Genomic DNA, 26,467 nt, shown 5'->3' with positions numbered 1-26,467 from the left:
CTGCTTGATCGGCGCTGGCTCGATCCGCAGGCCGGCGGACGTGCGGCGGTACGTGAGGATCGTGCATCGCGCTGACCTTCAGTTCGTCGGCGTCTGCGCGGTGCTGTCCAGGAACAGCATGTGTGGTGGTGGGTGCATCAGGAACTGCTGATGGGAGATATTCCACGCGTAGGCGCCGGCCAGCGAAAACGCCAGGCAGTCTCCCGGTGCCAGCGCGGCGACTGGCTGGGCGCGGGCCAGTACGTCCTTGGGTGTACACAATTGCCCGACCAATGTCACCTTGGCATCGCATAGCATCGGCGCCTGCGTACCGCGCAGCACCCGGAACGGGTGATCGTGGCCTTGCGCAGCGGGCGTGCGGAAGTGATGGGTGCCGCCGCGGCCGATGGCGAAATACGCGCCATGGCTGCGCTTGATGTCCAGTACTTCCATCAGGTACCAGCCGCAGGCGGCGCTGACGTAACGGCCCGGCTCCAGGCGCAGGCGCAGATCGGTGCCGTGCGCGCGCAGTAGTGGAGGGAGTCCGGCGCAGAACGCGGCCCAGTCGAACGAGGCTTCTGGCGCGGCATAGTCCACGCCGAAGCCGCCGCCGGCGTTCACTGTCAACGGTCCCAGCGCGTAGGTTTGGCGCCAGCCTTGCACGGTTTGCAAGTAGTGGGCGATCAGGCGCAGGTGTACCTGTGCATCGCGCTGGTGCGACATCAGGTGGAAGTGGAATCCGTCCAGGCGCAACGCCGGGCTGTCGCGCAGCAGGCGCAGTGCTGCATCCAGGTCGAGCAGGTCCAAGCCGAATGGCGACGGCCGTCCGCCCATGACCAGGCGCGTGTCCGGCATGTCAGGTACCGCAATATTCAGGCGCAGGAACACCGAGACCAGACGCGATGCTGACGCAGCGATGTGCGCCAGTCGCTGCAATTCGCTCAGGCTTTCCACATGCACGCTGCAGTGGGGCAGGATGGTGGCCAGTTGCAGTTCGGCGTCGAGCTTGCCGGGGCCGCCGAACAGCAGCGTCCGTCCTGGTTGGTGGTGATGCAGCCATTGCAGTTCCCCGCCGGAGGCAGCCTCGAAGCCGTCTACCCAGGGGGCCAAGGTGCGCAGCAGTGGCGGTTCGGCATTGGCCTTGGCGGCATAGAACAGTTCGCAACCTGCCGGCAGTTGCGTGCGTAATGTCGATGCGTGCGCATGCAGTGCGGCCAGGTCGTAGACATAGGCGCATACAGGGCCATCGGCCTGCGCGCGTAGCTGCCTCAGCGCAGCCGGCAGCGGTGTCGGGTCGATGTGCAGGCTCATGCGGCCACCTGCCGTCGCGTCGGCGTACCGATCGGATTGGGCAAGGCGCTGTAGTCGGCATGGCGGTCGGCGCGTTGCAGCAGACGGGTGCGCAGGTTGTTTTTGGCCGGCAATGGCGCGCCGTCCAGCAAGGCTTGCAACGCCGGCTGTGTGCCGTGGCGTTGTTGCCAGCGCTGGGCGATGTCGCCAACGATTCGCCAGAGCCGCCGTTCGCGACGCTCGTGGCCGTCGGCGAGATGGAAGATCGCTTCTGCCAGATTATTGACCAGCGCGCAGTAGGCGATGCGGTTCCAGCCGCGTTCGGCGTTGTAGTACAGCGATTGCCGCGCGGCTTCGGACAGGCCGTGCAGGCGCTCGGCCGGCCAGCGCGAGGGCAGCAGTTTGGTGCCTTCCAAGTCGCGTATCCAGAGCTGTGTCGGTAGACCATCGACGCTGCCGATCACGGTGTTCTGCAAATGCGGTTCCAGCACGATGCCGTAGGTGAACCATGCGCTCCATACACCGTCCAGCAGCAGCTGTGCGTAGCTTCGGAACCAGGCGGCGGTGGCCGTCTCCAGGCTATCGCCGTGGCGCTGCGCCAGCGCCCGCAGCAATGCAGCGCAGGCCGGCTGGCCGCGCGTGTCGCACGTGAACAGCGCGCCTGCCACTTGCGGATGCAAGCGTTGCCGTTGCGTGGCGGCAATCGCCTGTCGGTAGAGCACGCCGAAACTTTCGCCGAGTTCGCGGCAGGCCTGCACATCGGTGTCGAGCGCAGAAAAATCCAGATCGGTGGCGGCTGGTTCCAGCAGCACTTGGAATCCTGGTACGCGTTGCGCCAGCGCGCGCCAGGTCGGCGCCAGCAGGTGGGTCAGCGCCACCGCGCTTTCCAACTCGTACCACGCATTCTTGCGCACGCAGTTGGTCAGGCGCACATGTACTGACAGCTTGAGGAAGTAGTCCAGCTCGGCGTGGTAGAGCGTGCGCACCGATGATGTCGGACGCAACCTCAGGCCGCGTTCGCCAAGCGGCTCGATCCAGCCGCGCGCTTGTGCCTGGCGCAGGAGGGGATGCGCCAGCACGCGCTCGGCCTCCCATGGGTGGCAGGGGTACAGATCGACGCTGCCGCTGGCCTGTGCCAGGGTGGCGCGCACGTCCAGGCCCTGTGCTCGGTATAGGCGCGGATCAATGCGGAACCAGAACAGAGGAAACTGGCTGCGCGCTTCCGGCGAACAGGCCAGCACTTGCGCGAGCGGCACACCTTCGCGGCTCTTGGGTGTGGGATGAAACGCATGGCCCCACAGCATCGATTGCTCGGCATCGATCAGGGCATCGCCACTGGGCGCGGCGATCTCTGCGTTACGCAGCAATTGCGTGGTGATGGCGATGCTGTTGTCGCTCTGTGCGAGCAGCGTCAGGTTGGGCGCCTGGCCTTCGCTCAGTTCTTGCAGCAGCACACGCACCAGCGCGGCGGCATCGAGGCAGTGCCAGGGGCGGCCATCGGCCTTCAGATACGGTGCCGAGGCGAAGCGGCAGCGACCTAGTCCGTCTGCATGCGCCAGGCGCAGGCACAATGCGGCGCCTGAGGGAAGTTGCAGGCGCAGCCAACGTTCGTCAGTGCTACCGCTGCCAGGACGGTCCAAGCCGCGGTAATCCAGATCGGCCATGCCGCGTCCGAGCGCGACTTCGCGCAAATAGCAATTGAGCCAGCAGGTCATCGCATGCGCTTGCGCCAGGGTGTCGTACCACGGGTCATGTATCGTTGACAGGGACATGGAGGTTTCTCCGAACGGACGTGAGCAACAGGGCTGGTAGCAGCGCCAACAGCGCGGCGATGCCAGCGGCGAGGAATGGCAATGCCAAGCCATGGCCTTGCACCAGGGCGCCGGCCAGCACGCCACCGGCGACGCCGGCGAACTTGCCGGCCGCATCGAAGCGTCCGAACACGCGTCCGGCGTTGTGTCCGCCAGCGATCTCCGCGAGGCTGCGATTGAGGCCGCGCAGGGCCATCCACATGCCCAGGCCAAACAGCAGCCGCGCCACGATCAGCCAGCCGGGCGTGCGTGATGCGGTGTGCAGTAGGCAGGCCAGTGCGAATAACCCCAAGCCGGTCGGCAACGGCGAGGCATTGCGGTCGCGTCTACGCCAGCATGGCAGCAGTACCAGATAGACCAGGTGCGGCAGGCTGTACAGCAGGCCGGCGACGGCGCTGTTGCCGATGCCGTGCGTCTGCGCATACGGCAGGAAGTACGGAAACGTCACCACCATCGCGAAACAGAACAGGCATTGCGTGGTCCACAGCGTCCAGTGCTGGTATGGCGTGTCCGCGTGGGTTGCGCGCGCGATGGTGGTCGGCGCATTGCGTGGTCGCGCAGGATCGGCTGGCAGACCCCAACTCAGCGCGAACGCCAGCAGCGGCAGCAACGCTAGATCGCGGTACAGCGATTGTGCCGGTCCCAGTGCGGTGGCCAGACCGAGCAGGCCGGGGGCGGTGACCATCGCCAGACGCGCTGAGAACTGGGTCCAGTCCAGCGCGCGCGCCAGTGGTCCGTGCTGGGCTTGGGTCGTCAGATAGGCATTGGTCGCCGCCAGCGAGCCGCCGCAGGTGCCTTGTACGATCAAACCGGCGATCAGCCAGCCCAGGTTCGGGGCAAAGCCCGCCATGGCGAAGCCCAGCGCCAGCCCCAGTTGCGCGCGTAGCAGTGAGCGTTTGCGTCCATAGCGATCGGCCAGCCAACCCCAGGTGCTGGCGGTGAGTGCGGTACACAGGGTGGGCAGCACGTACAGCACCCCACTCCAGCCGATCGCCGCGCCGGGTGCCAGTTGCCGCAGCACTTGCGGCAGGAACAGCGGCATGCCCAGTGCGGTGAAAGCAGCCAGATAGTGTGCGGCCAGCACGGGACCGAGGATGCGTTTCACGGTGTGGTCTCCGTCGCTGTCGTCGGCGCGGGTACATCCAGCGCGTCGCATAGCAGATTGGGTGCGCTATCGCCGTAGAACTTGTTGATATCGGTGGCGCCTGTGAGCTGCTTGCCGAGCAGGCTGCCGGCGCTGAGCAGATACTTGACCGGCAGTCGTGGCGCGGCCAGCAGCGCTTGTGCCGGCGCGGTGTCGATGCCGTCGGCGCGTAGTGCACGCAGGGTGTCGTACAGGCATGCACGCAAGCGGGTGTACAGTGGCGCGCGCAGCGCCGACCGCCATTCGGCTAATCCTTCCAGCACGGCTTGCAGGTTCAGTTGCAGGATGATGGTGCAGAACATCCGTGCCAGCGCGTTGTCGTCGTCCACCGCGATCCGCGCATCGCGTGGTGCCCCCAGCGCGGCCAACGTTGGGCGTTGCGCATGCAGCCGCGATAGCATCACCCGCGCCGCGTCGTTGTCCTTGAACAGCAAGCGCGGCGAATGCCCGGGGGCGTAGATCAGCACGCTGTTCTGTTGATTGGCTTCCAGCGCGATGCCGTAACGCAGCCACAGCCGCAGATGGACCTGACATATCAGCGCCGTATAACTGTCCCACCACGTTGTCAGGTCGCCGCCATGGAAGCGTTCGGCCAGGTGCATCGCCAGCGGGCGCCCATCCGGCATCGGCGCGCACAGTGCGGCCACTGGAACCAGTGTCGCTTCCGGCAGTGTTGGATAGCGGCGCAGCAGATAGGCCAGATGGCGTGCATCGCCGACATGCCCTGCGTGCGCTTCGTCCACGTGCAGGTAGCGTGGAGCCAGCGCCGCATCGTGCGCGGCGATGTCGCGCAGCACGCATTCGAACCAGTGTCCGTCGTATAGCGTGGATGGTTTGATCAGCCGCAGGTTGAGTGCGCCGAGGGTGCGCATCGGCACCGGCAGCTTCAGATGGTGGTCCGGAAACTCCAGCGGGATCACCGTGCGCAGCGATAGCGATGGACGCACCTGCAGCCAGGGGTGTGGCGCGACGATTGCGCTTGCAGGCAAGGTGAAATCCGTTTCGCCCAGGCGTGCGTAGAGCAGTGGATGCAGTGGCCAGGCGACATGACTGGCATTCAGTGCTGGATCCAACCCGAGCAGGCTCGGCTGTGGCCAGAACGCCGGCGGCGGCGTGGTCTGCACCACCTGCGCGGACGGCAGCACCAGCCAGCGCAGCATGAAACTGGGACCGAACTCCGGCGCGTAACGTGGCAGGTCGGCATCGTCCAGGCCGACTTTGGCACGCGCGGTCGGATAGAAGGGATGGTCGCGGTGGCTGGCCAGTTGTTCGCAGCGGTAGGCGCGTTCGTGCGCGTCGCTGGCATCCAGCGCGGCGGCCAGCAGCGGCTGCTGTTGCAGATAGGCTTGTCGCGCCAGGCGACGCTGACGTACCGCGCAATCCGCCTCCTCGGCATAGGCACGATGCAGCGTCTGCGTTTGCGCGTCGCATCCCGCGCTCATCCGCGCCAGCCATTGGGTCGTGCCGGATTCGAACACGCTGCGTTGCGCCGTGTGCAGGATCCAGCCGTCGCATCCCGCGCTGAGTTCCTGCAGATAGCCCTGGCGTCGCAGCGGGAGCCATAGCTCGCCGTCGGGTAGGTGCGCGATGCGCCACCAGATGGCGTCGGCGATCGGCTGCGGCCATGCGGCGAGGACCGCGGGTGGAGGCGATGCGCTGCGGCCGTGGCTGGTGATGCCGTGCAGATCCTCGCGCAGGCAGGCGTCGATGACCCGCACGGCGATGTAGTAACGGTCGGCGTCGTGATTCATTGCCGTGCTCCAGCGGTGGCATCGATGTGCCATTGCAGCGGTGCCTCGGCGCTGGCGAGTGCATGCTGCAGGTCGGTCGCGGCATCGGCGAGCACGTGCAGCGCGCCCAGATAGTCCTTGTTGGAATGGCTCAGGCGGATGTCCTGGCCTGGTTGTCGCAGACAGCGATAGTGCGCTTCCCATCGCGTGTCGCTGCAGGATTGGTCGGCACTAGCCAGGGTCAGAATGCCCTCGCGTTGTGCGACGTAGTAGCGCACCAGCGCATGTTCGCGGTGCGCGCGCAGCGTCGGCAGCGGTTGTCCCAGGTGCAGGCCGAGCACGCTATTGAACCAGTGTCCGCCGAACATGCGATCTAGCAGGAATTCGCGCCCGTCGCCGATACTGCGATAGTTGATCTCCACCAGGATCGGGCCGTCGGCGGTGAGGATGAATTCGCTGTGGCAGGCGCCGAAGCCGACGCCGAAGGTCTGCAATTGCACCAACGCTTGCTGCACGACCGGGCTATCGACCGCGCCGCGCCAGTGCGCCTCGCATTCGACGAAGTACGGCGGTGACGACAGGCGCACATCGAAGCCGCCGAGCGCTTGCAATTGCTGTCCGTCACCGAGCGTTTCCAGGGTGAATAACGGGCCGTCCAGCATGCTTTCCAGCAAGACGCTGCGCTGTGGTTGACGTTGCCAGAGCTCGTCCAGATATGCTTGCAGCGCAGCGGCATCGGCGCAATGGCGTACGTCCAGGCTGGCCACGCCTTCGCGCGGCTTGGCGATCAGCGGCCATGGTGCTTGCGTCGGTGGCGCCGCGCCCGGTGGCAGACAGAAGAACCAAGGTGTCGGTAATCCGTGCGCGCGCAGGCGCTGTCGCATCGCGGCCTTGTTCTTGGCCGCGTAGCAGATTCGCCAGTCCTTGCCGGGGACGCCAAGTGCGGTGGCGACCAGCGCGGTGCTGGTTTGCAGGTGATCGCTGTTGCTGAATACCGCGCGTGGTTGCAATGGCATGGTGTCGAGCAGGTCGAGCACGCTGAGCGGATTGAATACGTCGCATTCCATCACTTGCACTGGCGCGGCCGGTGGGTGATGGCGGAAGTGCTCCAGGTGAGCGTGGCGGTGGTCGGTCAGCAGCAAGACCGGCACGCCCAGGCGTTGTGCGGCGGGGAGGAAGCCATCGGTCACCGCGGGATGGCAGATGTGGCTGAGGATCAGTAAGGGAGAGGCGTGTGATGTCATGCGGGTTGCTCGTCGAACGCAGGCGTGCGCACGCCATTGGCGTGGCCGCGAGCGGGCGGACACGGCAGGCGCGCCGCGGCTGCGGCGGGTTGCGAGGTTGCCTGGCGCACGCATCGGGCGTGTGCTGGGTCGGGAGAGGACGCGGTGGCGTCCGTTACATCCACCCGCGTCTTTAGCGGGCGGCACCGCGCCGTTACGGCGCGCGGTGTTGCCGTTGCTGGTGTCGTGGTGTCCCGCCGGCGGCGCTCAGAAGCGGTATTCCAGACCGAGGGTGATGCTGCGGCCCGGCGCAGGCTGGCGTCCCCACGGACTGGTATCGATGCCGCGATACCAGTAATTGCAATCGAAGAGGTTGTTCACCGCGAGCGAAGCGCTGAGCTTGCCGCCATCGCCCTTGATGAGCGCCTGGCTCACTTGTGCATTCCACACCCAATACGTGGGCAGTGCGCCGACCGAGGCAATCGCGTTTTCCTGCACGCTGTTGGCGGCATCGCTGAAGGCGCGGCTGAAGTAGTCGCTGGACATCGCGACCGTGGTGCGACCGGATTGGTAAGCGGCGCCGAGCGTCAATTGGTTGCGCGAGGTGTAAGGCACGCGCTTGCCGTCGTAGAGGCCCGTTTCCTGGCGTGCGTCCAGATACGCGTAGCCGGCGTTGAAGGTCAGTGCGGGCAAGCGTGTCGGACTCCAGTGCAGCTCCACTTCACCGCCCTGGTGGCGGGTCTTGCCGAGGTTGCGGTAGCTGCGGCTGGTGTTGTCGAGCTGGATCTGTTGGTCGAAGTCGATCAGGTAGCCGCCAAACTGCACGTAGGTATGCGCGTTGGGTTGGTAGCGTGCGCCTATTTCGTAGTTCCAGGCTAGTTCGGCGTCGAGGTTGTCGCCGAAGATGATCTGAGTGACTTGCGGAGCGCGCAGCGAGCGTTGTGCGTCGGTGTACACATACCACTGCGGGCTTGCCTGCACCCCCAGGGTTAAGCCGGGGAGGACGTCGCTGGTCTTGTTGCGCGTGCGCGCACCGTTGGCGAGGTTGTCGTAATGTGCATCCACCTGTTCGTAGCGCAGCCCCGGGGAGAGGGTGATGCGGCCATCGGCCAGCGCGATGGCATCGCTGACGTAGGCGGCGGCACCATGGTCCTTGAAGCGCCAGTCGCGCATCACGCGATAGACGCCATCGCGCAGACGGGTAGCGCCGACCAGGAAGTCGATGTCTTCGTTGATCGCTCGCGCACCGAGCGTCCAGTGTTGGCGCAGCGCGCCGTCGCCCATGCTCCAGCGTAGTTGCGGCTCGCTCCCGTAGACGCGGAAGTCGCGTGGTGCGCTCTGCCGCAATTGCGGCGGCAGGTCTGCGCGCCAGGTCTCGGAGGCGTCCTGGCGTAGGCCGATCACGAAGTTGCGGCTGCTGCGTGCGCTGAAGTTGCTCCAGTCCAGACGCAAATCCTGCAACGCTCCCAGGTCGCCGAAGTCCTGTTGATAGACCAGCGAGATACGGGTGGTGCGCCCGCTGAAGGTATCCAGCGGGCGTGTGGATTGGCGTGGGTTGCGGCGGTAGTCGGCCGGTGCCAGCGCGCCGGCGAGATCCATGTCGGCGACGTAGCGCTGCACGCTGGCCTTGAGCAGTTTGTCCGGCGCCAGCCGCCATTGCGTGCGCAGGCGCAGGTTCTTGATGTCGGTGGCGCTGTGGTCGCGCCAGTAATCGCCCTTGGTCCAGTTTGCGTCCAGTTGCAGGCCGAAGCGGTCGTTGGCGTAGCCGCCGGTGCTGATCGCACTGTTGCCGAGGAAGTGTCCAGCACCGCCAGCAGTGACGTTTTGTCTCAGCAAGGTGGTCCATGTGCTGGGGATGTCTGGACTGATCAGATTGATGACGCCGCCGACGTTGTTGGGGCCGTACTGCACGGCCGCGCCGCCGCGCACGATATCGATCCGGTCGATCTGGTTCAGGTCGACCGGGAACAGCGATAGGCTGGTCTGCCCGTAGGGCGCCAGTGCCAACGGAATGCCATCCTCCAGCACCTGCACCCGACCGCTGCGGCTTTCGTACAGGCCGCGCAGCATGATCTGCGGCAACGCACCGGTTCCGGTCTCGTCGAATATCTTGATGCCCGGAACCCGTTGTAGCGCGTCGTCCAGCGAGCGATTGGCGCCGCCGCGCAGTTGCGCGTTGTCGATCACCTGACGGCTGCCGGCATAGTGTTGCACGTCCTCGACGGTGGAGCGGCCGAGCAGGTTGCCCTGCACCTGTACGGCGTCGAGCTGACGGATCTGCGTCTGGGCATCGTGCATCTCGCCGACGTTCTGTGCCTGCTGCGCGTACCCGCTCGATGGGGCGAACACGGCGGCGATGGCGGCGGACAGAAACGTGGGAGGAAACGCGGTGCTCATGACGAAGACTCCAGGAAAACGCTCAGTGATTGCGTAGATCGGTCGCGTGCTGCCGTAATGCGTTTTGCAGCAGCGCGCGATCTTCGCCAGCGAACAGCCATTGCAGATCCGTTTGCGCCAGCCAGTGTCGGCGTTGCGTTGCATCGCGCGGATTGGGGCAGAACGGCACGTTGGCGTCGCGGCAGGCGGCGGCAATCGCCAGCAGCTGCGCCCAGACCTGCGGATGGGTTGGCTGCGGACCAAGCCCCAAATCCAGCGCCAGGTCCAGCGCGCCTTCCATCACCAGCGACACGCCAGGTACTTGCAAGATCTGCGGTAGTGCATGCACGCCCGCCGCGCTTTCGATCATCGGCACTACACGCACGCTGTTGTGGGTACGTTGGAGATAATCGGTCAAGGAGACGCTGCCGAAGCCGGTGACGCGCCCGCCGCTGATGCCGCGTCGGCCATGCGGCGGAAAGTGCGCAGCGGCGACGGCGCGCTCGGCCTGTTCGGCGTTCTCCAGGCCGGCCAACACCACGCCTCGGGCGCCGGCATCGAGCACCCGGCCGATCAGCTTGGCATCGACCTCCGGTACCCGTACCCACGCTTCGCAGCCGCCCAATTCGCAGGCGCGGATCGCGTGTTCCAGTTCCGTCGGCGAGCGCAGGACGTGCTCCAGGTCGAGCACGGCGAAGTCGTAGCCGATATGGCCGAACATCTCGCAAAGCAGGGGGCTGGGGACGGAATTGAGCAACCCGATCTTGCAGGCCATGGGGGCGAGCCGCATTGAGACAGGAACCTCATCGTCTCATAAATGATAACGCTTATCAATACGATTCGCTTTTTATAAGTCCCGTCGGCGATTTCTGCGCGCCACGGCCGTCTGTCTCCGCAGGCGGACATCCGCGTTGTGGCAGATTGAGCGCGCCGCAGTGCATTCGTGTGCGATGGTGCGACGCTTTGAAGGTTCCGGCGCAGGCGTCTCCGAACGCCGGTCCTGCTCGTCCAGGCGGTCTCTGCCCAAGGCTTCAGTGCGCCGCCTTGCGCAATGCCCGATATGGCGGTGTCGCCATCACCATTTCCGCTAGCGAGTGGGCCAGCTCGCGTTCTGCCATCACGGTGCCGTCGGCGCCATGGTCGAGCAGGTGCTTGACCTCGGCATCGCTGTGGGCGCGCGCCAGTAGTGTCAGCTCCGGGTTCAATGCGCGCAGCTTGACCAGTGCTTCGCCGGCTTCTAACGGCTGTGGAATCGCCAGGATCGCGATCGTGGCCTTTTCCGGGTGTGCCTCGGCCAGAACACGGTCGGCGGTGGCGCTACCGCGGATGCCAGGGAGGCCGTCGGCATGGGCGCGCTCCACATGTTCGCGGTTGTCGTCGATCACCAGTACCGGTACGCCATATGTGCGCAGTACTGCGGCCAGCGTGCTGCCGACCCGGCCGTAGCCGATGACGATGGCATGCCCTGCCACGTCCAGAGATGGGCCTGGTGGTAACTCCGGTTCCAGCGTTACCTGTGCCTCCGCCGCCTGTCGTGCCTGCCAGCGGTCCAGCCAGGTGAACAGCAGCGGATTGGCGATGATCGATAACAGTGCCCCGGCCAAAATCAGGTCGCGTCCGGTTTCCGGCAGGATTGCCAGGCTCATCCCCAGGCCGGTGAGGATGAAAGAGAATTCGCCGATCTGCGCCAGGCTAGTGGAGATGGTCAGGGCAGTCCGGATGGGATGGCCGAATGCGCGCACGATTAGGAAGGCGGCCAGCGACTTTCCCACGGTGATGATCAAGAATGTCACCAGCACCTGCCATGGGTGGTCGAGCAGGATGTGCGGATTGAACAGCATGCCGACCGAGACGAAGAACAGCACTGCGAACGCGTCGCGCAGCGGCAGCGAATCGTTGGCGGCCTTGTGGCTGAGTTCGGACTCCTTCAGCAGCATGCCGGCGAAGAAGGCCCCCAGCGCGAACGAGACCCCGAATAGAGTGGCCGAACCGAATGCCACGCCCAAGGCGATTGCAAGCACCGACAGCGTGAACAGTTCGCGCGAGCCGGTCGCGGCTACTTTTTCCAATGCCCATGGAATGGCGCGGCGGCCCACCAGCAGCATCACCGCCACGAACGCGGCCATCTTCAGCAGTGTCACGCCCAGTGTGCCGAGGATCGAACCGATGTCGGCGCCTTTGTCGCCCAGTGCATCGGCCAGTGCAGGCAACAGCACCAGTGCCAGCACCATCACCACATCCTCCACGATCAGCCAGCCGACCGCGATACGCCCGCGCTGCGTCTCCAGCAGGCGCCGTTCCTCCATCGCTCGCAACAGCACCACCGTACTTGCCACCGACAGCGCCAGGCCAAACACCAGGCCGTGCAGCGTCGGCCAATGCATGCTGTAGGCCATGCCCCAGCCGAGCAGGGTCGCGACCGCGATCTGCGCTAGCGCGCCGGGGATCGCGATCCACTTCACTTCCAGAAGGTCTTCCAGCGAGAAGTGCAGGCCAACCCCGAACATCAGTAAGATCACTCCCAGTTCCGACAACTGATGCGCCAGCTCCTGGTTGGCGACGAAGCCGGGAGTGAATGGCCCCACACAGATGCCGGCCAGCAAATAGCCGACCAGCGGCGAGAGTCTGAGGCGGTGGGCGAGCGTGCCTAGCAGGAAGGCCAAGCCGAGCCCGACCGCGATGATGTCGATGAGGCTGGTGTCGTGGTTCATTCATATTTTTGCAACAGAGAGTGCCATCGAGTGTCGCTGATACGGCTGTTGTCGGCAAATTGGCAGGTAGCGGGGCGCTGCCGCACGCGTCGCGTCGCACCGCGTGGCGTGTTGAATGGCGGATCTTTTCGGGTATTCATGGCCCGACTTTGGGCGGTAGCGCTGGAGGCGCGGCTTGACGCATGAGTGCCGTGTGCGTTGCTGGCAGTGGTTGGTGCGGCAGTGTGTGGTGTGCTGGCGCCACCTACGGCGATCGTGGCTCCACTGGGATGGCCGCGGCGTTAAGGCTGAGAACCTCATCGCATGCACCTGCCGGCCTTCTGCAACTCCCTGTCAGGAAAGACATTACAGGGTTTTGCAAGGGGTGAAATGTCTACTGTTTTGCGCCATGCTGTCGTGTATGTTTGCGCCAATTCGGGGGACCGCCAGGACCAAGGTGGCATGGCTAGATTGAAGACTTTCGCGAATGGAATCTTACTGAGCGTCATTTACTGCGCCGTCTATTTGGGGGTGTGGAATCTGTCGTTGGACCAGTGGTTTCTACCGGCCGGCTTGCGCGCGGCTACGCTGCTGTTCGCCCCGCTGCGACTGTGGCCCTATCTGCTGCTCGGCGATGCGGCGGCGTTGCTGGTCTTGCGTGCGCCAATGATCGATCAGGGCGAGAGCGCGACATGGGTCTTTCTCAGCCCATTCCTGCTGATGCCGATGTCGGCGCTACTGCCGCTGTGGTTTCGTCGGCGCGTCCCCGATATGTTGGTATGGCAGGAACGTCTGCTGTTGGTCGTCCTGGCCATGTCGCTGTGGGGCGTGTTGGTCAACAAGGCCTTGAACTGGTTCTTCGATGGGCCTGCTAACTACATCAATCTGGAGAATGCCCTCAAATTCTGGATAGGTAACTATCTGGGCATTCTGGTGTTCGTGCTGCCAGCGCTGCTGTGGGTGCGACGCGAAGGCCCCATGCTGGTGCCGCGCCGTCTCGTCCACGATGGATTGATCGCGGCGGCCCTGATCGCCGCTCTGTATGGTCTTGCGATGAATACGACGGCCGGCGTTGTAAGGCAATTCTTGCTGGTGCTGATGATCGTTCCCGGCTTCTGGCTGACGCTTTCGCATCATTGGCGCGGCGCCGCGATCGGTATCGTTCTGGCCGACATCGCGGTCGCCATGTCTTTGCCCAAGGTGCATCGTCTTGGCGCCTTCGATTTGGATACGTTCTACGTCCAGATGCTGGTCGCATTCGGCAGCACCACGCTGTTCATTCTCGGGACCAGGATCTCCGGCGTGCTGGATCAGGCCCGGCGTCTCGGGTTCGCAGAGCAGCAGGCGCTGCAGGTCGCCCAGGCCAGTTACATGTCGGCCGAACGGACTCTGCGTAATCGGGTGATCGAATACACCGACATCCACGTCCATATCAACAAGCTGCGCCGCGACATCGCGACATCGCTGAAACAGCACGGCCACTATGCCGCGGCAATGGAAATGAACCGCACCGGTGTCATCCAGGCGCAGTTGCTGGACGACTATGTTGCCGCTCTATATCCGCTGGAAATTGAAACGCATGGCCTTTACGGTGCGCTGGGTTCTATCGCGTTCGCCAATTCGTGCGATACCGAAGTGGAGACATACTTGCGTGGCGACTCGCGTAGGCTGTCGATCGGCCTGCAACTGGCCGCCTACCGTTGCGTGTTCAACGCACTGGATATTCTGCCTAGCGCCGGGCGTCATCGGATCGCCGCCCGTGTGTGGACTGCCAATGGCCGGCGTGGGGTGCTGCTGAGCATCGAGGCCGACCCAAGCATGCCGGGTGGCAAAACAGGCCGAGATGATGGCGATGTCGATGATGAACTGGCTAGTCGGCTGAAGGCTCATGACGGCGCCTGCCGGCGCCGTCATGAGCGGAAACTCAGTTTTCTGGTGTCCGAGCCTCTGGAGAGGCTGACGCTTCTTGATTGATTACTTATTGAGAGTGATGGTCCAGGCATCGCCGTTGACGCCTTTGGCGAGCTGGACGGTGAAGTAAGCGGTATTGCTGACCACCGTGCCATTTCGGCTGTCGAAGTTATCGACGGTTTTCACCCGATACATGTCCTTACCTATCGGCATGACCTTCGCGGTGTCGCCGACACGCCTGATCGTGCCGCGCACCTGACCTGTGATGTCTCTGATCTGCAGATAGGTCGCGCCATTAATCTCGGACTGATAGACGCCCACGTATGGGTTCGTCGAGAGGTTGCGCATCGGCGATATGCTTTCGCCCAAACTATTGGTGGAGATCGGAGAACCATTTCCGCCTCCAGGGCAGCAACTTTGCGCATCGGCGGCGGCGATCAACGCCGAGCACAGGACGATGCTCGAGGCCACGAGGGCGGTTTTCGAAATTTTCAACATAGCCATTCCTTATCCCATTGGGGAGTTTTTGCCTGCCTTTCAGGCGGTTGCACATTACGCGAATCGCAACAAAAGGCCGTCGACAATTAATTTATGGCGTGATACTTGTGATATGAGTCATAATTTATTGATGATGTGCATCTATTCATGCCTCATGTATTGCGGGATATTGCATAAAAATCGTCGGGCGTATCAGTTCTGAAAATATCGGTGCTGGCTTGCGGCAAGGTGAGAGACAGCTGGTGTTTGCCGTAGGAGGAATTCATGGGGCCTCTGAAAAAATATCGAGAATTAACGATTGAATCGTGCGGTGATACGTCCATGGTTTCCTGGACATCTGATGCCCATGGAAAATGGCTGATTCGGAGGTGTCCATGAGCAGCATGCGGTATACGGATGCGTTCAAAGTCGAGGCGGTCCGGCAAGTGATCGATCGAGGGTTCAAGGTGGCGGAAGTCGCCGAGCGGCTGGGTGTCGCCACGCACAGCCTGTATGCTTGGCTGCGCAAATTTGGCAAGCCTAGCGTCGTGCAGCGTGCCGAGTTGGAACAGAGCGTCGAGGTTCGGCGCCTGAAGGCCGAGTTGCGCCGTGTGACCGAGGAGTGCGACATTCTAAAAAAGGATGTGCTTGGCCGTTGTGCTCGACCTGTTTTCCAGGCAAGTCATCGGCTGGGCGATGCGTGATCGGGTCGATACCAAGTTGGTCGTGCAGGCTTTGCTGTCGGCGCAAGCCCAGATCGGGTTGCCTGTTTCACTCGGACCAAGGCTCGGTCTACACCAGCGATGACGGGCAGAGTTTCCTGGCATCCCATGGCTTGGTGTGCAGCATGAATTGGCGCGGTAACTGCCACGAGTGCGAAGCCTGCCCTTGGGGCGCAATGCCCCCGTGGAGAGCTTCTTCGGCCTGCTTAAACGCGAGCGGATCAGGCAGCGGATCTATCCCAACAAAAAAGACGCCGCACGCACCGAGGTGTTCGACTATATCGAGATGTTCTACAACCCCAAACGCCGCCATGGTTCCAATGGCGATCTGTCGCTTGTACAGTTCGAGCGGCGCTACGCGCAACGAGGGTTCTGAGTGTTTGCGGAACCCTGGGCGATTCAATCCAGGAATGCTTTCTGGGTTGCAAAATGCATGGTATAGCAGGGGATGTGGTGTTATTTAAGATTGACGAATTACTTTGGGCACTAATCCAGTTGAGTCGATATTTTCTTGCAGGGAGTGCTTGGTTGCCAATGGTGAGAGCAAAGCTTTGGGTACATTGCTTGTGCACATTGCTGGAGGAGACGGTGATTGCGCTCAACCGCGCCGCCACCAGCGCAGGCCGTATGCGGGCAGGGTGCCATCCCAGTCCGCCAGCGTCGCGGGATCGCCGCTGCCATCGGCGATAGCCTGCCATATTCCCTCGCCGGTGATCGCCGTCAGTTCCACAGTCACAGGTTGTGCGCTGAAGTTGTAGATGGCGAAAAAATCCTCGCCGCGGGCGAGGCCGAGCAAGGCCGGATTGTGCAGCGGCACAGCGCGTAGCGGCTGGTCGGCGGCCAGCGCTGCAGTGCCTGCACGCGCATCGATCAGGCGGCGCAGCCGGGAATAAACCTGCCCAGCAAGTTGATTGCTGTCGTGGCGTTGCGCGGCGCGCGCCCAGTCCATCATCGGACGATGCAACCAGCGGCCTTCGTGGTGGCGCAGCGGATCGTCGCGGTAAGCCGTGTCGTTACCCAACGCCAGTTCGTCGCCCATGTAAAGCAGTGGAATGCCAGGCATCGCCAGCGCGACTGCATAGAGCAGCAGCAGGCGGCGCACGGCCAGTTCCAGTGCAGCGATATCGTTGGCGGCCAGGGCGGCTTCGATGCCGACCAACGCCGCACTCATGCCGTTGCTGCCGTGCACGCCTTCGCCGCTGCTCTGGAACGCTTCGCCGCGCGCATAGCTGCCGGGGAGTTTGCCTGCGTAGAACTGCGCCACGCGCGCCAAGGCGAACGGTGCCACGCCATCGTCGCCAGCGGCTTCGTTCTGCAGCACATTCCAGCCGATGTCGTCGTGGCAACGCACGTAGCTCAGCCAGCCGCAGGCTGACGGTAGTGCGGGCGTATGCACGATCGCGTTGTGTACGATGTCGCCGCGTTGCTCGGCTAGCGCCACCCAGCCAGCGGCCATCAGCGTGCTGTGGTAGGCCAGATGGCACTCATGGCCGCCTGCCGCGGCGGTGCCGAAGTAGGGCGGGAGTTGCGCCATCGGCACGATGGCTTCGGCCTTCAGCAGCACAGCCGGAGCGAGAATGTCGGTGAGCGCGCGCAACGTTTGCAGAATCGTGTGCGCTTCCGGTTGGTTCATGCAGTCGGTTTCCGGGCGCTTCCACAGGTAGGCGGTGGAATCCAGGCGGAACACTTCCACGCCCAGGTTGGCCAGGTGCAGCAGCGCCAATGCCATTTCGCCGAAGACTGCCGGGTTGCTCCAGTCCAGATCCCACTGGTAAGGATAGAACGTGGTCCACAGCCAAGCATTGGCTTCTTCCACCCAGGTGAAGTTGCCTGGCGCGGTATGCGGGAATACCTGGGCCAGGGTGCGCTCGTAGCGGTCGGGCGTGCTGCGGTCGGGGAAGTGGTGGTAGTAGTCCAGGTAGCGAGTGTCGCCGCGCTTGGCCGCCAGTGCCCAGGGATGGTCGTCGGCGGTGTGGTTGAGGACGAAGTCGGCGCATAGGCTGATGCCGGCCAGGCGCAGGCGCGTGGTGAGTGCGATCAGGTCGATGTTGTCGCCGAGTCGCGGCTCGACCTGGCCATAGTCGCTGACCGCGAAGCCGCCATCGTTGTCGCCGGCGCGCGCGCGCAGGAACGGCAGCAGATGCAGGTAGCGCACGCCTAGTTCCTGCAGATACGGCACGCGTTCGCCGACTCCGGCCAAGGTGCCGGCGAAGCGATCCACATAGGCGCTATAGCCGAGCATGGCCGGCGTGCCGAACCAATTGGGTGCGCGCTCGACATCCAGCCGGCGCAGGTCCAGTGGACGTGCATTGGCGGCGTTGGCGAGTTGTTCGAGCCACTGTGGCAACCATTGCGCGAACGCTGGGTGCGTGCCGTATAGCGCCTGTAATGGCGCCAGCAGGCGCTCGCCGTGCAGTTGCAGGCGCGGTAGTACTGTCGCGGCGATATCCGCGTCGAGGCGTTGCTGCCACAGGCTGCGGGCGAGAAGAGGAAGCGTGTCGGGAGAGGAAACGGTCATGGGGGGGAGGCCGCGCCCCGGTCGGGGCGCGGACGTCGAGTCCTTGGTCAGAAGTCGTAGCGCAGGCTGATGCTGGAGGTGCGCCCCGGGATCGAGCGCGCACGGATAATGTTGGAGGACGCATCGGCGATCGAGGCTTCCTCGGCTTCGGTGAGGCCGAAGGTGTTGAACACGTTGTTGACGTTGAGCGAAACGGTTAGCGCATCGGTGATGCGGTAGTCGGCGAAAAGATTGACCTGCGTGTAGCCGGGCATTTTCAGTTGGTTGCTGTCCTGGGTGTAGGCCGAGGTTGTGCCGATCGCGTTGACGCCGACCTCGTAGCGCTCGCCGCGGTAACTCGGCGTCAGTTGCCAGACGAATCGGGCCTGCCGGCGCGGCGTGTTGCCGGCGTTGGCCGGAGTGATCTGGTCCTTGTCGATGGTGGCGTCGGTCCAGGTCAGCCCGCCGTTGAGGCCGAAGCCGTCGACCCGGTAAGCGGCCTCCAGTTCCAGGCCATGCGCTTTGTAGGTGCGGTCGAAGAAGCGTAGGGTGGTTGCTTCGTAGTTCTGTTCCTGGGTGCGCGCAGCGAAGGCGGTGGCGAACAGGCTCAGGCCGCTGCCGCTGCGCCATTTCAGGCCGCCTTCGAGTTGTTTGACCACGTTCACCGCTTCGTTGGAAGAAACGGAGCCATCGTCGCGGACCACCCCGAACAGCAGACGGTCGGCGTTGGCGCGCGCGCCGCGGCTATAACGCGCGAACGCGGCCAGGTCGTCGTTGATCAGGTAATTGCCGCCGAACGAGTAAGACAGGTAATTCCAGTCGTAGTGCACTGGCTTGCGATTGGCGTAGTCGATGGTCGCCACACTGCGCTCCGGCGCCTCGATCACGCCGTCGCCATTGACGTCGACGTTGCTGACCAACGCGCCACCGGACGTGTTGCCGCGCGCACGGCCCATGTCGTAACGCAGGCTGCCGTCCACGCTCAGCGGTCCCTGATCCCAACTCAGCGCCAGATAGGGCGCGTTGATGTCGTAACGCACGTCGTAGTGGCGGGTGTTGTCCAGGCCCCAGTACGGCACGCCGTACGCGTAGAGGCCATTTTGCGAGAGCAGACTGCCGTCGGCGGCGACCACGTCCAGCAGTCGCGCGCGGTGCGCCAGCGATAGCACGTAGGAATTCCAGGTCCAGTCCGCGTTGATGGTCTGCCGCGAGGTATACCAGCCGGCCTTGAGGTTGAGGCTGCCGCCGTTGCCGTTGCCGAAGTCGCGCGCCAAGCTGAAGTCGTTGACCGCATTGTCCAAGTTGTTGAGATGGACGTTGAACAGATGCGTGCGCAGTGCCAGTCCGCTGTAGGCCTGGCCGGCATTCGGCCCGTCGACGTAGCGCAGGCCGGCGCCAGCGCCGCCGATGCTGGTGGCCAGCGCGCCGGCATCGGCGACTTGTGCGGGGAACGGCGAGACGAAACCGCCGGAGGTGTCGGCGATGCGGAACTTGTCGGTCAGGGTCCAACCGCTACCGACATCGAATTGCGCCTCGGCGCCGAACGCGCGCGACAGCGGATGCATGCCGTCGCCCAGTTCTACCCGCGATGGCCGATTTTTGCCGTCGAGCGTGGCGCTGCTGCGGAAGTACGGGCTGTACAGCGTATCGGTGCCGGGATCGAAGCCGTTGATGCTGCCGAAGTGCGGCGAGCCATCGCTGCCGCTGACCATGGTCGGTACGGGCAGGTAACCGGCTGCACGGTCGTTGAGGTATTTGGCGTAGACGCGCACGTAGCCGTTGTCGAACAACCGGGTCAGGTTGGCCTTGAGTTGGCCGCCCTTGTCGGTGGTGTAGCCGGCATCACGCACGCCGTCGCCGCGGCGGTAGAAGCCGCCGATGTTGAATTGCCAGTGTTCGGCGAACGGCGCGCCGTAGTCGAAGTCCAGGCGTGTGTTGTCGTAGCCGCCGAGGCCGCGGGTGAGGCCGACGCTGCCGCCGGCGGTGTCGCCGGTCTTGCTGATGAAATTGATGATGCCGCCGGGCGAGTTACTGGCGAAGGTCGAGGCGGAACCACCACGGATCGCTTCGATGCGTTCCAGGCTGTAGTCCGAGCGCAGGAAGATATCGGCGTTGCCGAAGGTGATGTCGCCGAATTCCAGTACCGGTAGCCCGTCCTCCTGCAGTTGCAGGAACTTGGCGCCGCCGGATGCGACCGGCAGGCCGCGCACGGCGATGTTGGCGTTGCCTTCGCCGCCGCTGGATTCGGAACGGATGCCGGGGATGTTGCGGAAGATCTCGGCGGTGCTGCGCGGCGCGGACTGTTCGATCGCCTCGGCGCCGACGGTGCTGACCGAGACGCTGGATTTGAGTTTGCTCTTGGCGGTGGCGATCCCGGTGACGAATACCGAGTCGAGGCTGATCACATCGCCTTTTGCCTGGGTCGTGTCGGTCGTGGCAGGTGTGGCCTGTTGCGCCAGGGCGGCAGTTGGTGCGGACAGCGCTGCGGCGACGGCCAGGGCCAGGCTTTGCAGGCGGATTGAAGAGGGATGCATCGCGTTCTCTCCCGAAGCAAGTGATGACGATGGGACGGGGCGTGCTCGCGACAGCGTTGGCGTGCACGCCCCGTGCGAAAGGTGCGGCCGCTGACAGATACGCGGACTTGCAATCGATTGCAACTTGCATTGCAGCAAATTCCGCCATTTTACCTAAGCATGTTCTCTGTTTGATTTTTGAATGATGCAGATGTTGCGGTGCAGCGTTACAAACGATTGCAAGAAAATCACCATCCGCTCGCCGCTGCGGTGCGCTTCCCGTGCACTTGGCTCTTCCAGGCTGATGCTCATGCGTTCCCATCGCTCCTTGCTTCCGCTCTCGCGTGTGCTGGCGCTCAACGCTGGTTTCTTCGGCGTGCAGTACAGCTTCGGATTGCAGCAGAGCAACATGAGTCCGATCTACAACTACCTGGGTGCCGATCCGGCCAATTTGCCGTACCTGTGGTTGGCCGGCCCCATTACCGGGCTGGTATTGCAGCCGGTCGTCGGTGTGCTCAGCGACCGCACCATGACCCGTTGGGGCCGGCGCATGCCGTATATGGTGGTGGGGGCACTGGTTTGCAGCGTATGCCTGCTGACCATGCCTTTCAGTGTTGCGTTGTGGATGGCGGTGCTCTTGTTGTGGTTGCTGGATGGGGCCAACAACGTGGCGATGGAGCCTTACCGTGCCTTGGTCAGCGACGTGCTGACCCCGCCTCAGCGTCCGTTGGGCTATCTGACCCAGAGTGCATTCACCGGCCTTGGCCAGACCTTGGCCTATGTCACGCCACCGCTGTTGGTGTGGTTGGGCATGAACCAGGATGCGGCCAATGCGCATCACATTCCCTATGTCACCATCGCCGCGTTCGCCATCGGCGCGGGTTTTTCCGCCGTTTCGATCCTGCTCACCGCGCGTAGCGTGCGCGAGCCGGCGTTGTCGCCGCAAGAATTGGAATGCTTGCGCCACAAGGGGGTCGGTCCACTGGCCACAGTGCGCGAGATCGTCGATGCGGTCCGGCAGATGCCGCCGACGATGCGGCAGATGGCGTTGGTGATGCTGTTTCAATGGTATGCGATGTTTTGCTACTGGCAGTACATTGTCTTGTCCTTGTCGACCACGCTGTTCGGTACTACGGCGGCCGATTCGCATGGTTTCCGCGAGGCGGGCCTAGTCAATGGCCAGATCGGCGGCTTCTACAACTTCGTTGCGTTCCTGGCCGCGTTCGCCATGGTGCCGGTGGCGCGCCGCTTCGGCCCCAAGATCACGCATGCCGCGTGCCTGGTTGCCGCGGGCGTCGGCATGTGGTTGCTGCCGTCCATCCACGATCGATGGCTGTTGTTGCTGCCGATGGTCGGTATCGGCCTGGCGTGGGCCAGCATGATGGGCAATCCCTATTTGATGCTGGCCAACAGCATTCCGCCTGAGCGCACGGGCGTCTACATGGGTCTGTTCAACCTGTTCATCGTGCTGCCGATGTTGATTCAGATCGTGACCCTGCCGCTGTATTACGACGCCCTGCTGCAGAGCGATCCACGTAATGTGATCCGTCTGGCGGGTGGTCTGATGCTGGCGGCGGCGGTGGCGATGTCGTTGGTGAAGAGCCAGCGGGCGTGATGGCGAATGCGCGACGCGAACGACATCAGTGACTGACGTCTCGTGCCGCGACGCGGCACGCGTGCGAATCGTCAGGTGTTCCCGCCGCTCATGCCGAGTCGCGCACTATCAGGCTCACCGGCAATTCCACCGATGCCACTGCTTGGCCGGCGATCAGGCTCAGCACGCCGTCCACCAGCACGGTGGCGGCGCGAGCGAGATCCTGGCGCACGGTGGTCAGCGGTGGTTGGCTGTAGGTGGCCAGGGGAATGTCGTCGAAACCGATCAGCGCGATGTCCTGCGGGACGCGATGTCCTGCTTCGATCAGGGCATGGATCGCGCCCAGGGCGATGATGTCCGACGCGGCGAACACTGCATCCGGTGGCGCGGTTTTTTTGAGCATTGCGCGGGTCAGCCGGTAGGCGTCCTCGCTGAGAAAATAGCTGCGTGCGTGCAGGCGCGGGTCGAAGGTCAGGCCGTGAGTGTCGAGCATGCGCCGGTAGCCGGCGAAACGCGGCGCCACCTCCGGCAGTTCCTCGTCGCCGAGGAAGGCGATGCGGCGGCGGCCGTGTTCGATCAGGTGCGTGGTGGCCAGTTCGCCGCCACGCAGGTTGTCGCTGCCGACGCTGACATAGGACTGGCCGTCGATGCGGCTGCCCCACACGATCATCGGCAGGCCACCGCGCGCGGCGGCGTCGAGTGCGGCATGTTCGTGGCTTTGGCCGAGCATGATGATGCCGTCGGCGCGGCTGTTGCGCGCCAGATCTTCGACCCAATGGTCCTGGTGCTGATGCAGTTTTGACAGCAGCATGCTGTAGCCGCGCGCGGTCAATGCATCGGCGAGCAGTGCCAGCATGGTCATCATGAAGGGATCGGACAGCGGTTGCTCGTGCGCGTGCATCAGCGGCACGGCCACGCAGACGATGTTCGAGCGTCGCGCACGCAAACTGCGCGCGATCGGATCGACACGGTAGCCCGCTTCGTTGGCCAGTTGCTTGATGTAGGCACGGGTTCGCTCGGCGACGACCGGGTTGTCGGCCAGCGCACGCGAGACGGTCGACTCGGAGACGCCGGCCATGCGCGCGATGTCGGCCATCTGCAGGCGCGAGCCGGGCGTACCGGGTTCGGGTTTGTCGGGCATGCGATTGATCGAAGCGAGAGGCGAGGCGGAAGTTGCAGTGTATGCCAGCCGGGTCGTGCAGCGCTGTCATGACCGTCACCCGGGACGATTCAATCTGGACGCGTCGCAAGCGTGTCCGGTTTCTGCGGACTCGTCGTGGTCGCATGCCGCGCATGTCGCCCGTGCTGAATCCGACCATGTATGGTCGCTCAGCGCGCGAAGCGCGGCAGTCGCCCGGGGGAATGCAGGATACGCACGTTGTCGCCGATTTCTTCCGGAGCGCCGCCGGCCAACAGCGCATGCACGCGCGGTCGCTCCGGTGCTGGTCCAGGGGCCAGACCGACCCATCCGTTTTTGCCCGCGCCCTTGGCCGCGTAGAGGCAGCGATCGGCCAGGCCCACGCTTTGTTCCCAGTCGCCCAGTGTCGGCCAGGCGGCGACGAATGGCCAAGGCGCGTAGCCGATCGAGCAGGTCATCGCCAGTTCGCGTTCGGGTAGTGTGAGGCGGTGCGTTGCCACCGCCTCACGCAGTTGTTCGGCCAGCGTTTCGGCAGCGCCGTTGCGGGGTAGACGGGTGACGAGCATGAACTCCTCGCCGCCCCAACGCACCAGCAGATCGTGCTGGCCACAGCGCGTGCGTAGGCTGTCGGCGCAATGCACGAGTGCGGCATCGCCGACCTGGTGGCCGTAGTCGTCGTTGATGCGCTTGAAGTTATCCATGTCGATCATGAAGAAATACAAGGCGTCGCCGCTGTTGCCGTCTTCCAGTGCGGTCAGTAGGGCGGGGCATTGGCGTGCCAGCCAGTCCTGCAGTTCGCGGCGGTTGGACACGCGTGTTAACGGGTCCAGGCGGGTGACGGCCTCCAGTTGGGAATTGCTTTGCAGTAACTGCTGGTTGGCGCGTTCGAGCTGACGCGTGCGCTCGGCCACAGTGAGGTTGAGGCGTTCCACCATGTCGCGTTCGCGGTTGACGGTACGGCGGAACCGTTGCAGCCCGAGGCCGATCAAGATTAGCCCCAGCAGCACGTATGCGGCATAGGCTAACGGGTGACGCCATGGAGGCGGTAGCACTTCGATCTGCAGTGCGCGTGATGCGCCGAACTGGCCGTCGCGACCGGCGGCCTGCACCACCAGCGTGTAACGATCCGGCGGTAGGTGACTGACTGAGAATTCGCTGTACGCGCCCTGCGGATACACCCATCCCTTTTGCAGGCCATCCACACGATAGCGCAGGCGCGCGTTGCCTGGCGCGGAGAAGTCGATCGCGGTCATCCCCACGGTGAACACGTTGTCGCGGTAATCCAGTGCGATGTGCTGCGCATAGACCACGTTGATCTCGGTTTGATTCGCGCCGTTATGATGGCCTTCGCTGGCATCGAGTATGCGCAGATCGGTCAGCGCCGCGCGTGCCTGTGGGCTGCGCAGTGGCAGCAGGCTGGGATCGATCACGTCCACACCCTGGGTGCCGCCGAAGTACAGCATGCCCTGCGGATCGCAGTAGCCACGGCCGCTGTTGTGTTCCTGATTCGGCAGCCCGTCGCGTCCGCCCAGATTCTGAATGATTCCGGTGGCGGGATCGAGCACACTCAAGCCGCTATTGGTACTCAGCCACAGTCGTCCCTTCAGGTCCGGCAGGATGGTGTAAACGACATTGCTGCTCAGTCCTTCGCGGTCGCTGTAGCGGATCGCGGTGTCGCGTTTCAGGTCTATCTGGTATAGACCGCCGGAGAATGTGCCTACCCATAGCGTCCTGTTGCGTGCGTACAGTGACCAGACCGAGGGGTAGATGCCTGCACCCTGCGGACGATAGGCCGTGGCGGGGAGGTCGCCGCGCATCCGCCATAGGCCACAGTCGTTGCAGCCGATCCACAGCGTATTGTCGTCATCGCGATAAATCCGGGTCAGGGGATGGCCTGCCAGTGGGGCCCAGCGTTGGTCGTCCTGCACGCGGCCGGCGACTACGCGATTCAGCCCGCGGCGGGAGGCGACCCACAAGGTATTACCTTCGAGCAGCAGATCGTTGATGTGGTCGTCGGCCAGTCCGTTCAACTGCCGCAACTCACCTCCGTGATCCAGGTGCCAGAGCCCGTGGCGCGTGCCCAGCCACCATCCGTCACGATCGGCCACGATCGCGCGGATCGCCGCGCTCGCCAGTTCTGGCGGAATGCGCCAGGCGGCATCCTTGCTGTCGCGTATCAGCAAGCCTTGGTCGGTGCCGATGAGCATGCGCGCATCGTCGCGCCAGATGCTGCGCACGCTGGTGCTGGGCCAGTTGCTGGTGTCGTTCAGATGTTCCTCGTCGTTACGGATCATCGCCGACAATGGCCGCACTCGATACAAACCCTCCGTATAGGTGCCGATCCACAATGTGTCGTCGGGGGACTGATAGAAGCGAGTGATGGTGCTGTGGACAGGGTTGTCGAAGATCAGCCGTTGTGGCCCGCCGCCATCTGCACGCAATTGCGTGACGATCGCATTGCTGGTGCCGACCAGTATGCGTCCGTCATTGAGTCGAAGCAGCGCGGTGAGATCGCCGCCCTCGGTCAGCAGTTGCGCGACGGTCCAGTGTCCCAACACCGCACCGTGTGTGTCGAGCTTGAACAGCCCGCCTCTGGACGAGGCGATCCACAGCCCTTCCGGGCCGGTCTTTAACGCCACGCACTCGTCGATGCCGCGTGGCGCGGGCAGTTCATGAAGGGTGTCGCGACCCAGTTGCCACAGCCGGCAACTTCGGTCCAGCGCGACGGCATGTTTGCCATCCGGCATCCAGTTCAGCCCCACCACAGATGTATCGCTGCCCAGTCGCCGTACCTGGCGGACGCTGGCATCCACGTGATTGATGCCGCGTTCGGTGCCGAGCCATGCGCCGCCCTGGGCATCGAGCAGGATGCGGGTGATGCGGTTGTGCGACAGTCCATCGGTTGTATTGAGCCGATGGCGGTGCCAGGTGGTCAGGTCGATTACCTCCAGCCCGGCATCGTTGCTGCCTAGCCATAGGCGTTTGCCGCGCGATTCGAAGGCCAGGCTGTCGATGCTGCTGCTGACTAGGCTTTGCTTTTCGTTGGCGTTGAGCTCGTGTCGGTAGGTGTGGAACTGATGCCCGTCGAAGCGGTTCAAGCCTTCCTGGGTGGCGACCCACAGGAATCCCTGGTCGTCGCTTTGCAAACTATTGATCGTCAGTTGCGACAGGCCCTCGTCCAGACCGAAGTGTTCCAGGCTGCTGTGCGTCGCCGCGTTGCCAGCCAGGGCTGGAACCGGTGCCAAGAGCAGTCCTGGCAGGCAGCCGTACAAACAGCGGATCAGTGTGGAGAGAAATACGTTCACGCCGCATTATCGGCCGGCATGACCTCGGGCTTGAGTGTGCGTTACTGCCTTGCCGCCCATGCGCATG

Annotated in this window: 16 protein-coding genes and 1 pseudogene; 3 read left to right on the top strand and 14 right to left on the bottom strand. The window is 63.9% G+C overall.

Going from position 1 to position 26,467, the window contains the following annotated elements:
- Positions 1-78: 78 nt before the first annotated feature.
- The 8 genes from XalbCFBP2523_RS12170 to ybaL all read right to left on the bottom strand — a co-directional run bounded on the left by XalbCFBP2523_RS12170 (position 79) and on the right by ybaL (position 12,264).
- The gene (locus XalbCFBP2523_RS12170) at positions 79-1,290 is read right to left on the bottom strand and encodes a type III PLP-dependent enzyme (RefSeq protein ID WP_045765350.1); all 1,212 of its coding nucleotides are present in this window, start codon (positions 1,288-1,290) and stop codon (positions 79-81) included.
- Positions 1,287-3,041 (bottom strand): IucA/IucC family protein, encoded by a 1,755-nt coding sequence (locus tag XalbCFBP2523_RS12165; protein WP_045765351.1) that lies wholly within the window; start codon positions 3,039-3,041, stop codon positions 1,287-1,289. Before XalbCFBP2523_RS12165 ends, XalbCFBP2523_RS12170 begins: the two co-directional genes overlap by 4 nt.
- The gene (locus tag XalbCFBP2523_RS12160; protein ID WP_045765352.1) at positions 3,019-4,185 is read right to left on the bottom strand and encodes an MFS transporter; all 1,167 of its coding nucleotides are present in this window, start codon (positions 4,183-4,185) and stop codon (positions 3,019-3,021) included. Before XalbCFBP2523_RS12160 ends, XalbCFBP2523_RS12165 begins: the two co-directional genes overlap by 23 nt.
- A complete protein-coding gene (locus tag XalbCFBP2523_RS12155) occupies positions 4,182-5,975 on the bottom strand; it encodes an IucA/IucC family protein (RefSeq protein ID WP_045765353.1) in 1,794 nt (597 codons plus the stop codon). Before XalbCFBP2523_RS12155 ends, XalbCFBP2523_RS12160 begins: the two co-directional genes overlap by 4 nt.
- Positions 5,972-7,198, bottom strand: a complete 1,227-nt coding sequence (locus tag XalbCFBP2523_RS12150; protein ID WP_045765354.1) for an ATP-grasp domain-containing protein — start codon at positions 7,196-7,198, stop codon at positions 5,972-5,974. The genes XalbCFBP2523_RS12155 and XalbCFBP2523_RS12150 overlap by 4 nt, the downstream gene beginning before the upstream one ends.
- 246 nt (positions 7,199-7,444) lie before the next feature.
- Positions 7,445-9,475: a TonB-dependent receptor family protein gene (locus XalbCFBP2523_RS12145; protein ID WP_230599247.1), complete on the bottom strand. Its 2,031-nt coding sequence runs from the start codon at positions 9,473-9,475 to the stop codon at positions 7,445-7,447.
- A gap of 121 nt (positions 9,476-9,596) precedes the next feature.
- Positions 9,597-10,328, bottom strand: a complete 732-nt coding sequence (locus XalbCFBP2523_RS12140) for an HpcH/HpaI aldolase family protein (RefSeq protein ID WP_045765356.1) — start codon at positions 10,326-10,328, stop codon at positions 9,597-9,599.
- Positions 10,329-10,584: 256 nt separating this feature from the next.
- The gene (gene ybaL / locus XalbCFBP2523_RS12135; protein WP_012915253.1) at positions 10,585-12,264 is read right to left on the bottom strand and encodes a YbaL family putative K(+) efflux transporter; all 1,680 of its coding nucleotides are present in this window, start codon (positions 12,262-12,264) and stop codon (positions 10,585-10,587) included.
- 441 nt (positions 12,265-12,705) lie between these two features.
- Between ybaL and XalbCFBP2523_RS12130 the strand changes: the two genes are divergently transcribed.
- Entirely contained in the window at positions 12,706-14,217 is a 1,512-nt protein-coding gene (locus XalbCFBP2523_RS12130) for an MASE1 domain-containing protein (RefSeq protein ID WP_080928044.1), read from the top strand.
- Here the strand turns inward: XalbCFBP2523_RS12130 and XalbCFBP2523_RS12125 are convergent, their stop codons facing one another.
- Entirely contained in the window at positions 14,218-14,652 is a 435-nt protein-coding gene (locus tag XalbCFBP2523_RS12125) for a hypothetical protein (protein ID WP_045757788.1), read from the bottom strand. It lies immediately after the preceding gene.
- Positions 14,653-15,026: 374 nt separating this feature from the next.
- Between XalbCFBP2523_RS12125 and XalbCFBP2523_RS12120 the strand changes: the two are divergent.
- A pseudogene (locus tag XalbCFBP2523_RS12120) lies at positions 15,027-15,729 on the top strand (transposase).
- Positions 15,730-15,951: 222 nt separating this feature from the next.
- Here the strand turns inward: XalbCFBP2523_RS12120 and XalbCFBP2523_RS12115 are convergent.
- The 3 genes from XalbCFBP2523_RS12115 to XalbCFBP2523_RS16580 all read right to left on the bottom strand — a co-directional run bounded on the left by XalbCFBP2523_RS12115 (position 15,952) and on the right by XalbCFBP2523_RS16580 (position 20,675).
- On the bottom strand, positions 15,952-17,871 hold the full coding sequence (locus XalbCFBP2523_RS12115; RefSeq protein WP_080928045.1) for an alpha-amylase family glycosyl hydrolase: 1,920 nt from the start codon (positions 17,869-17,871) through the stop codon (positions 15,952-15,954).
- A 47-nt stretch (positions 17,872-17,918) separates the two neighbouring features.
- Positions 17,919-20,384, bottom strand: coding sequence for a TonB-dependent receptor domain-containing protein (locus XalbCFBP2523_RS12110; RefSeq protein WP_045765358.1), 2,466 nt, complete (start codon positions 20,382-20,384; stop codon positions 17,919-17,921).
- A 153-nt stretch (positions 20,385-20,537) separates the two neighbouring features.
- A complete protein-coding gene (locus XalbCFBP2523_RS16580) occupies positions 20,538-20,675 on the bottom strand; it encodes a hypothetical protein (RefSeq protein ID WP_155392934.1) in 138 nt (45 codons plus the stop codon).
- Here XalbCFBP2523_RS16580 and XalbCFBP2523_RS12105 point away from each other — a divergent pair.
- Positions 20,674-21,978 carry an MFS transporter gene (locus XalbCFBP2523_RS12105; protein ID WP_045766629.1) on the top strand — a complete coding sequence of 435 codons (1,305 nt, stop codon included), beginning with the start codon at positions 20,674-20,676 and terminating at the stop codon, positions 21,976-21,978. The genes XalbCFBP2523_RS16580 and XalbCFBP2523_RS12105 overlap by 2 nt on opposite strands.
- An 88-nt stretch (positions 21,979-22,066) precedes the next feature.
- On the opposite strand, the gene XalbCFBP2523_RS12100 is transcribed toward XalbCFBP2523_RS12105, so the two are convergent.
- Positions 22,067-23,098 carry a LacI family DNA-binding transcriptional regulator gene (locus XalbCFBP2523_RS12100; protein WP_045765359.1) on the bottom strand — a complete coding sequence of 344 codons (1,032 nt, stop codon included), beginning with the start codon at positions 23,096-23,098 and terminating at the stop codon, positions 22,067-22,069.
- Between the two features lie 188 nt (positions 23,099-23,286).
- Positions 23,287-26,400 (bottom strand): ligand-binding sensor domain-containing diguanylate cyclase, encoded by a 3,114-nt coding sequence (locus XalbCFBP2523_RS12095; RefSeq protein WP_080928046.1) that lies wholly within the window; start codon positions 26,398-26,400, stop codon positions 23,287-23,289.
- Positions 26,401-26,467 lie beyond the last annotated feature (67 nt).

It is taken from the genome of Xanthomonas albilineans, from assembly GCF_002939705.1.
Taxonomy (GTDB): domain Bacteria; phylum Pseudomonadota; class Gammaproteobacteria; order Xanthomonadales; family Xanthomonadaceae; genus Xanthomonas_A; species Xanthomonas_A albilineans.
The sequence above is the reverse complement of the archived record's forward strand: the minus strand, read 5'-3'. Positions and strand labels throughout refer to the sequence as shown.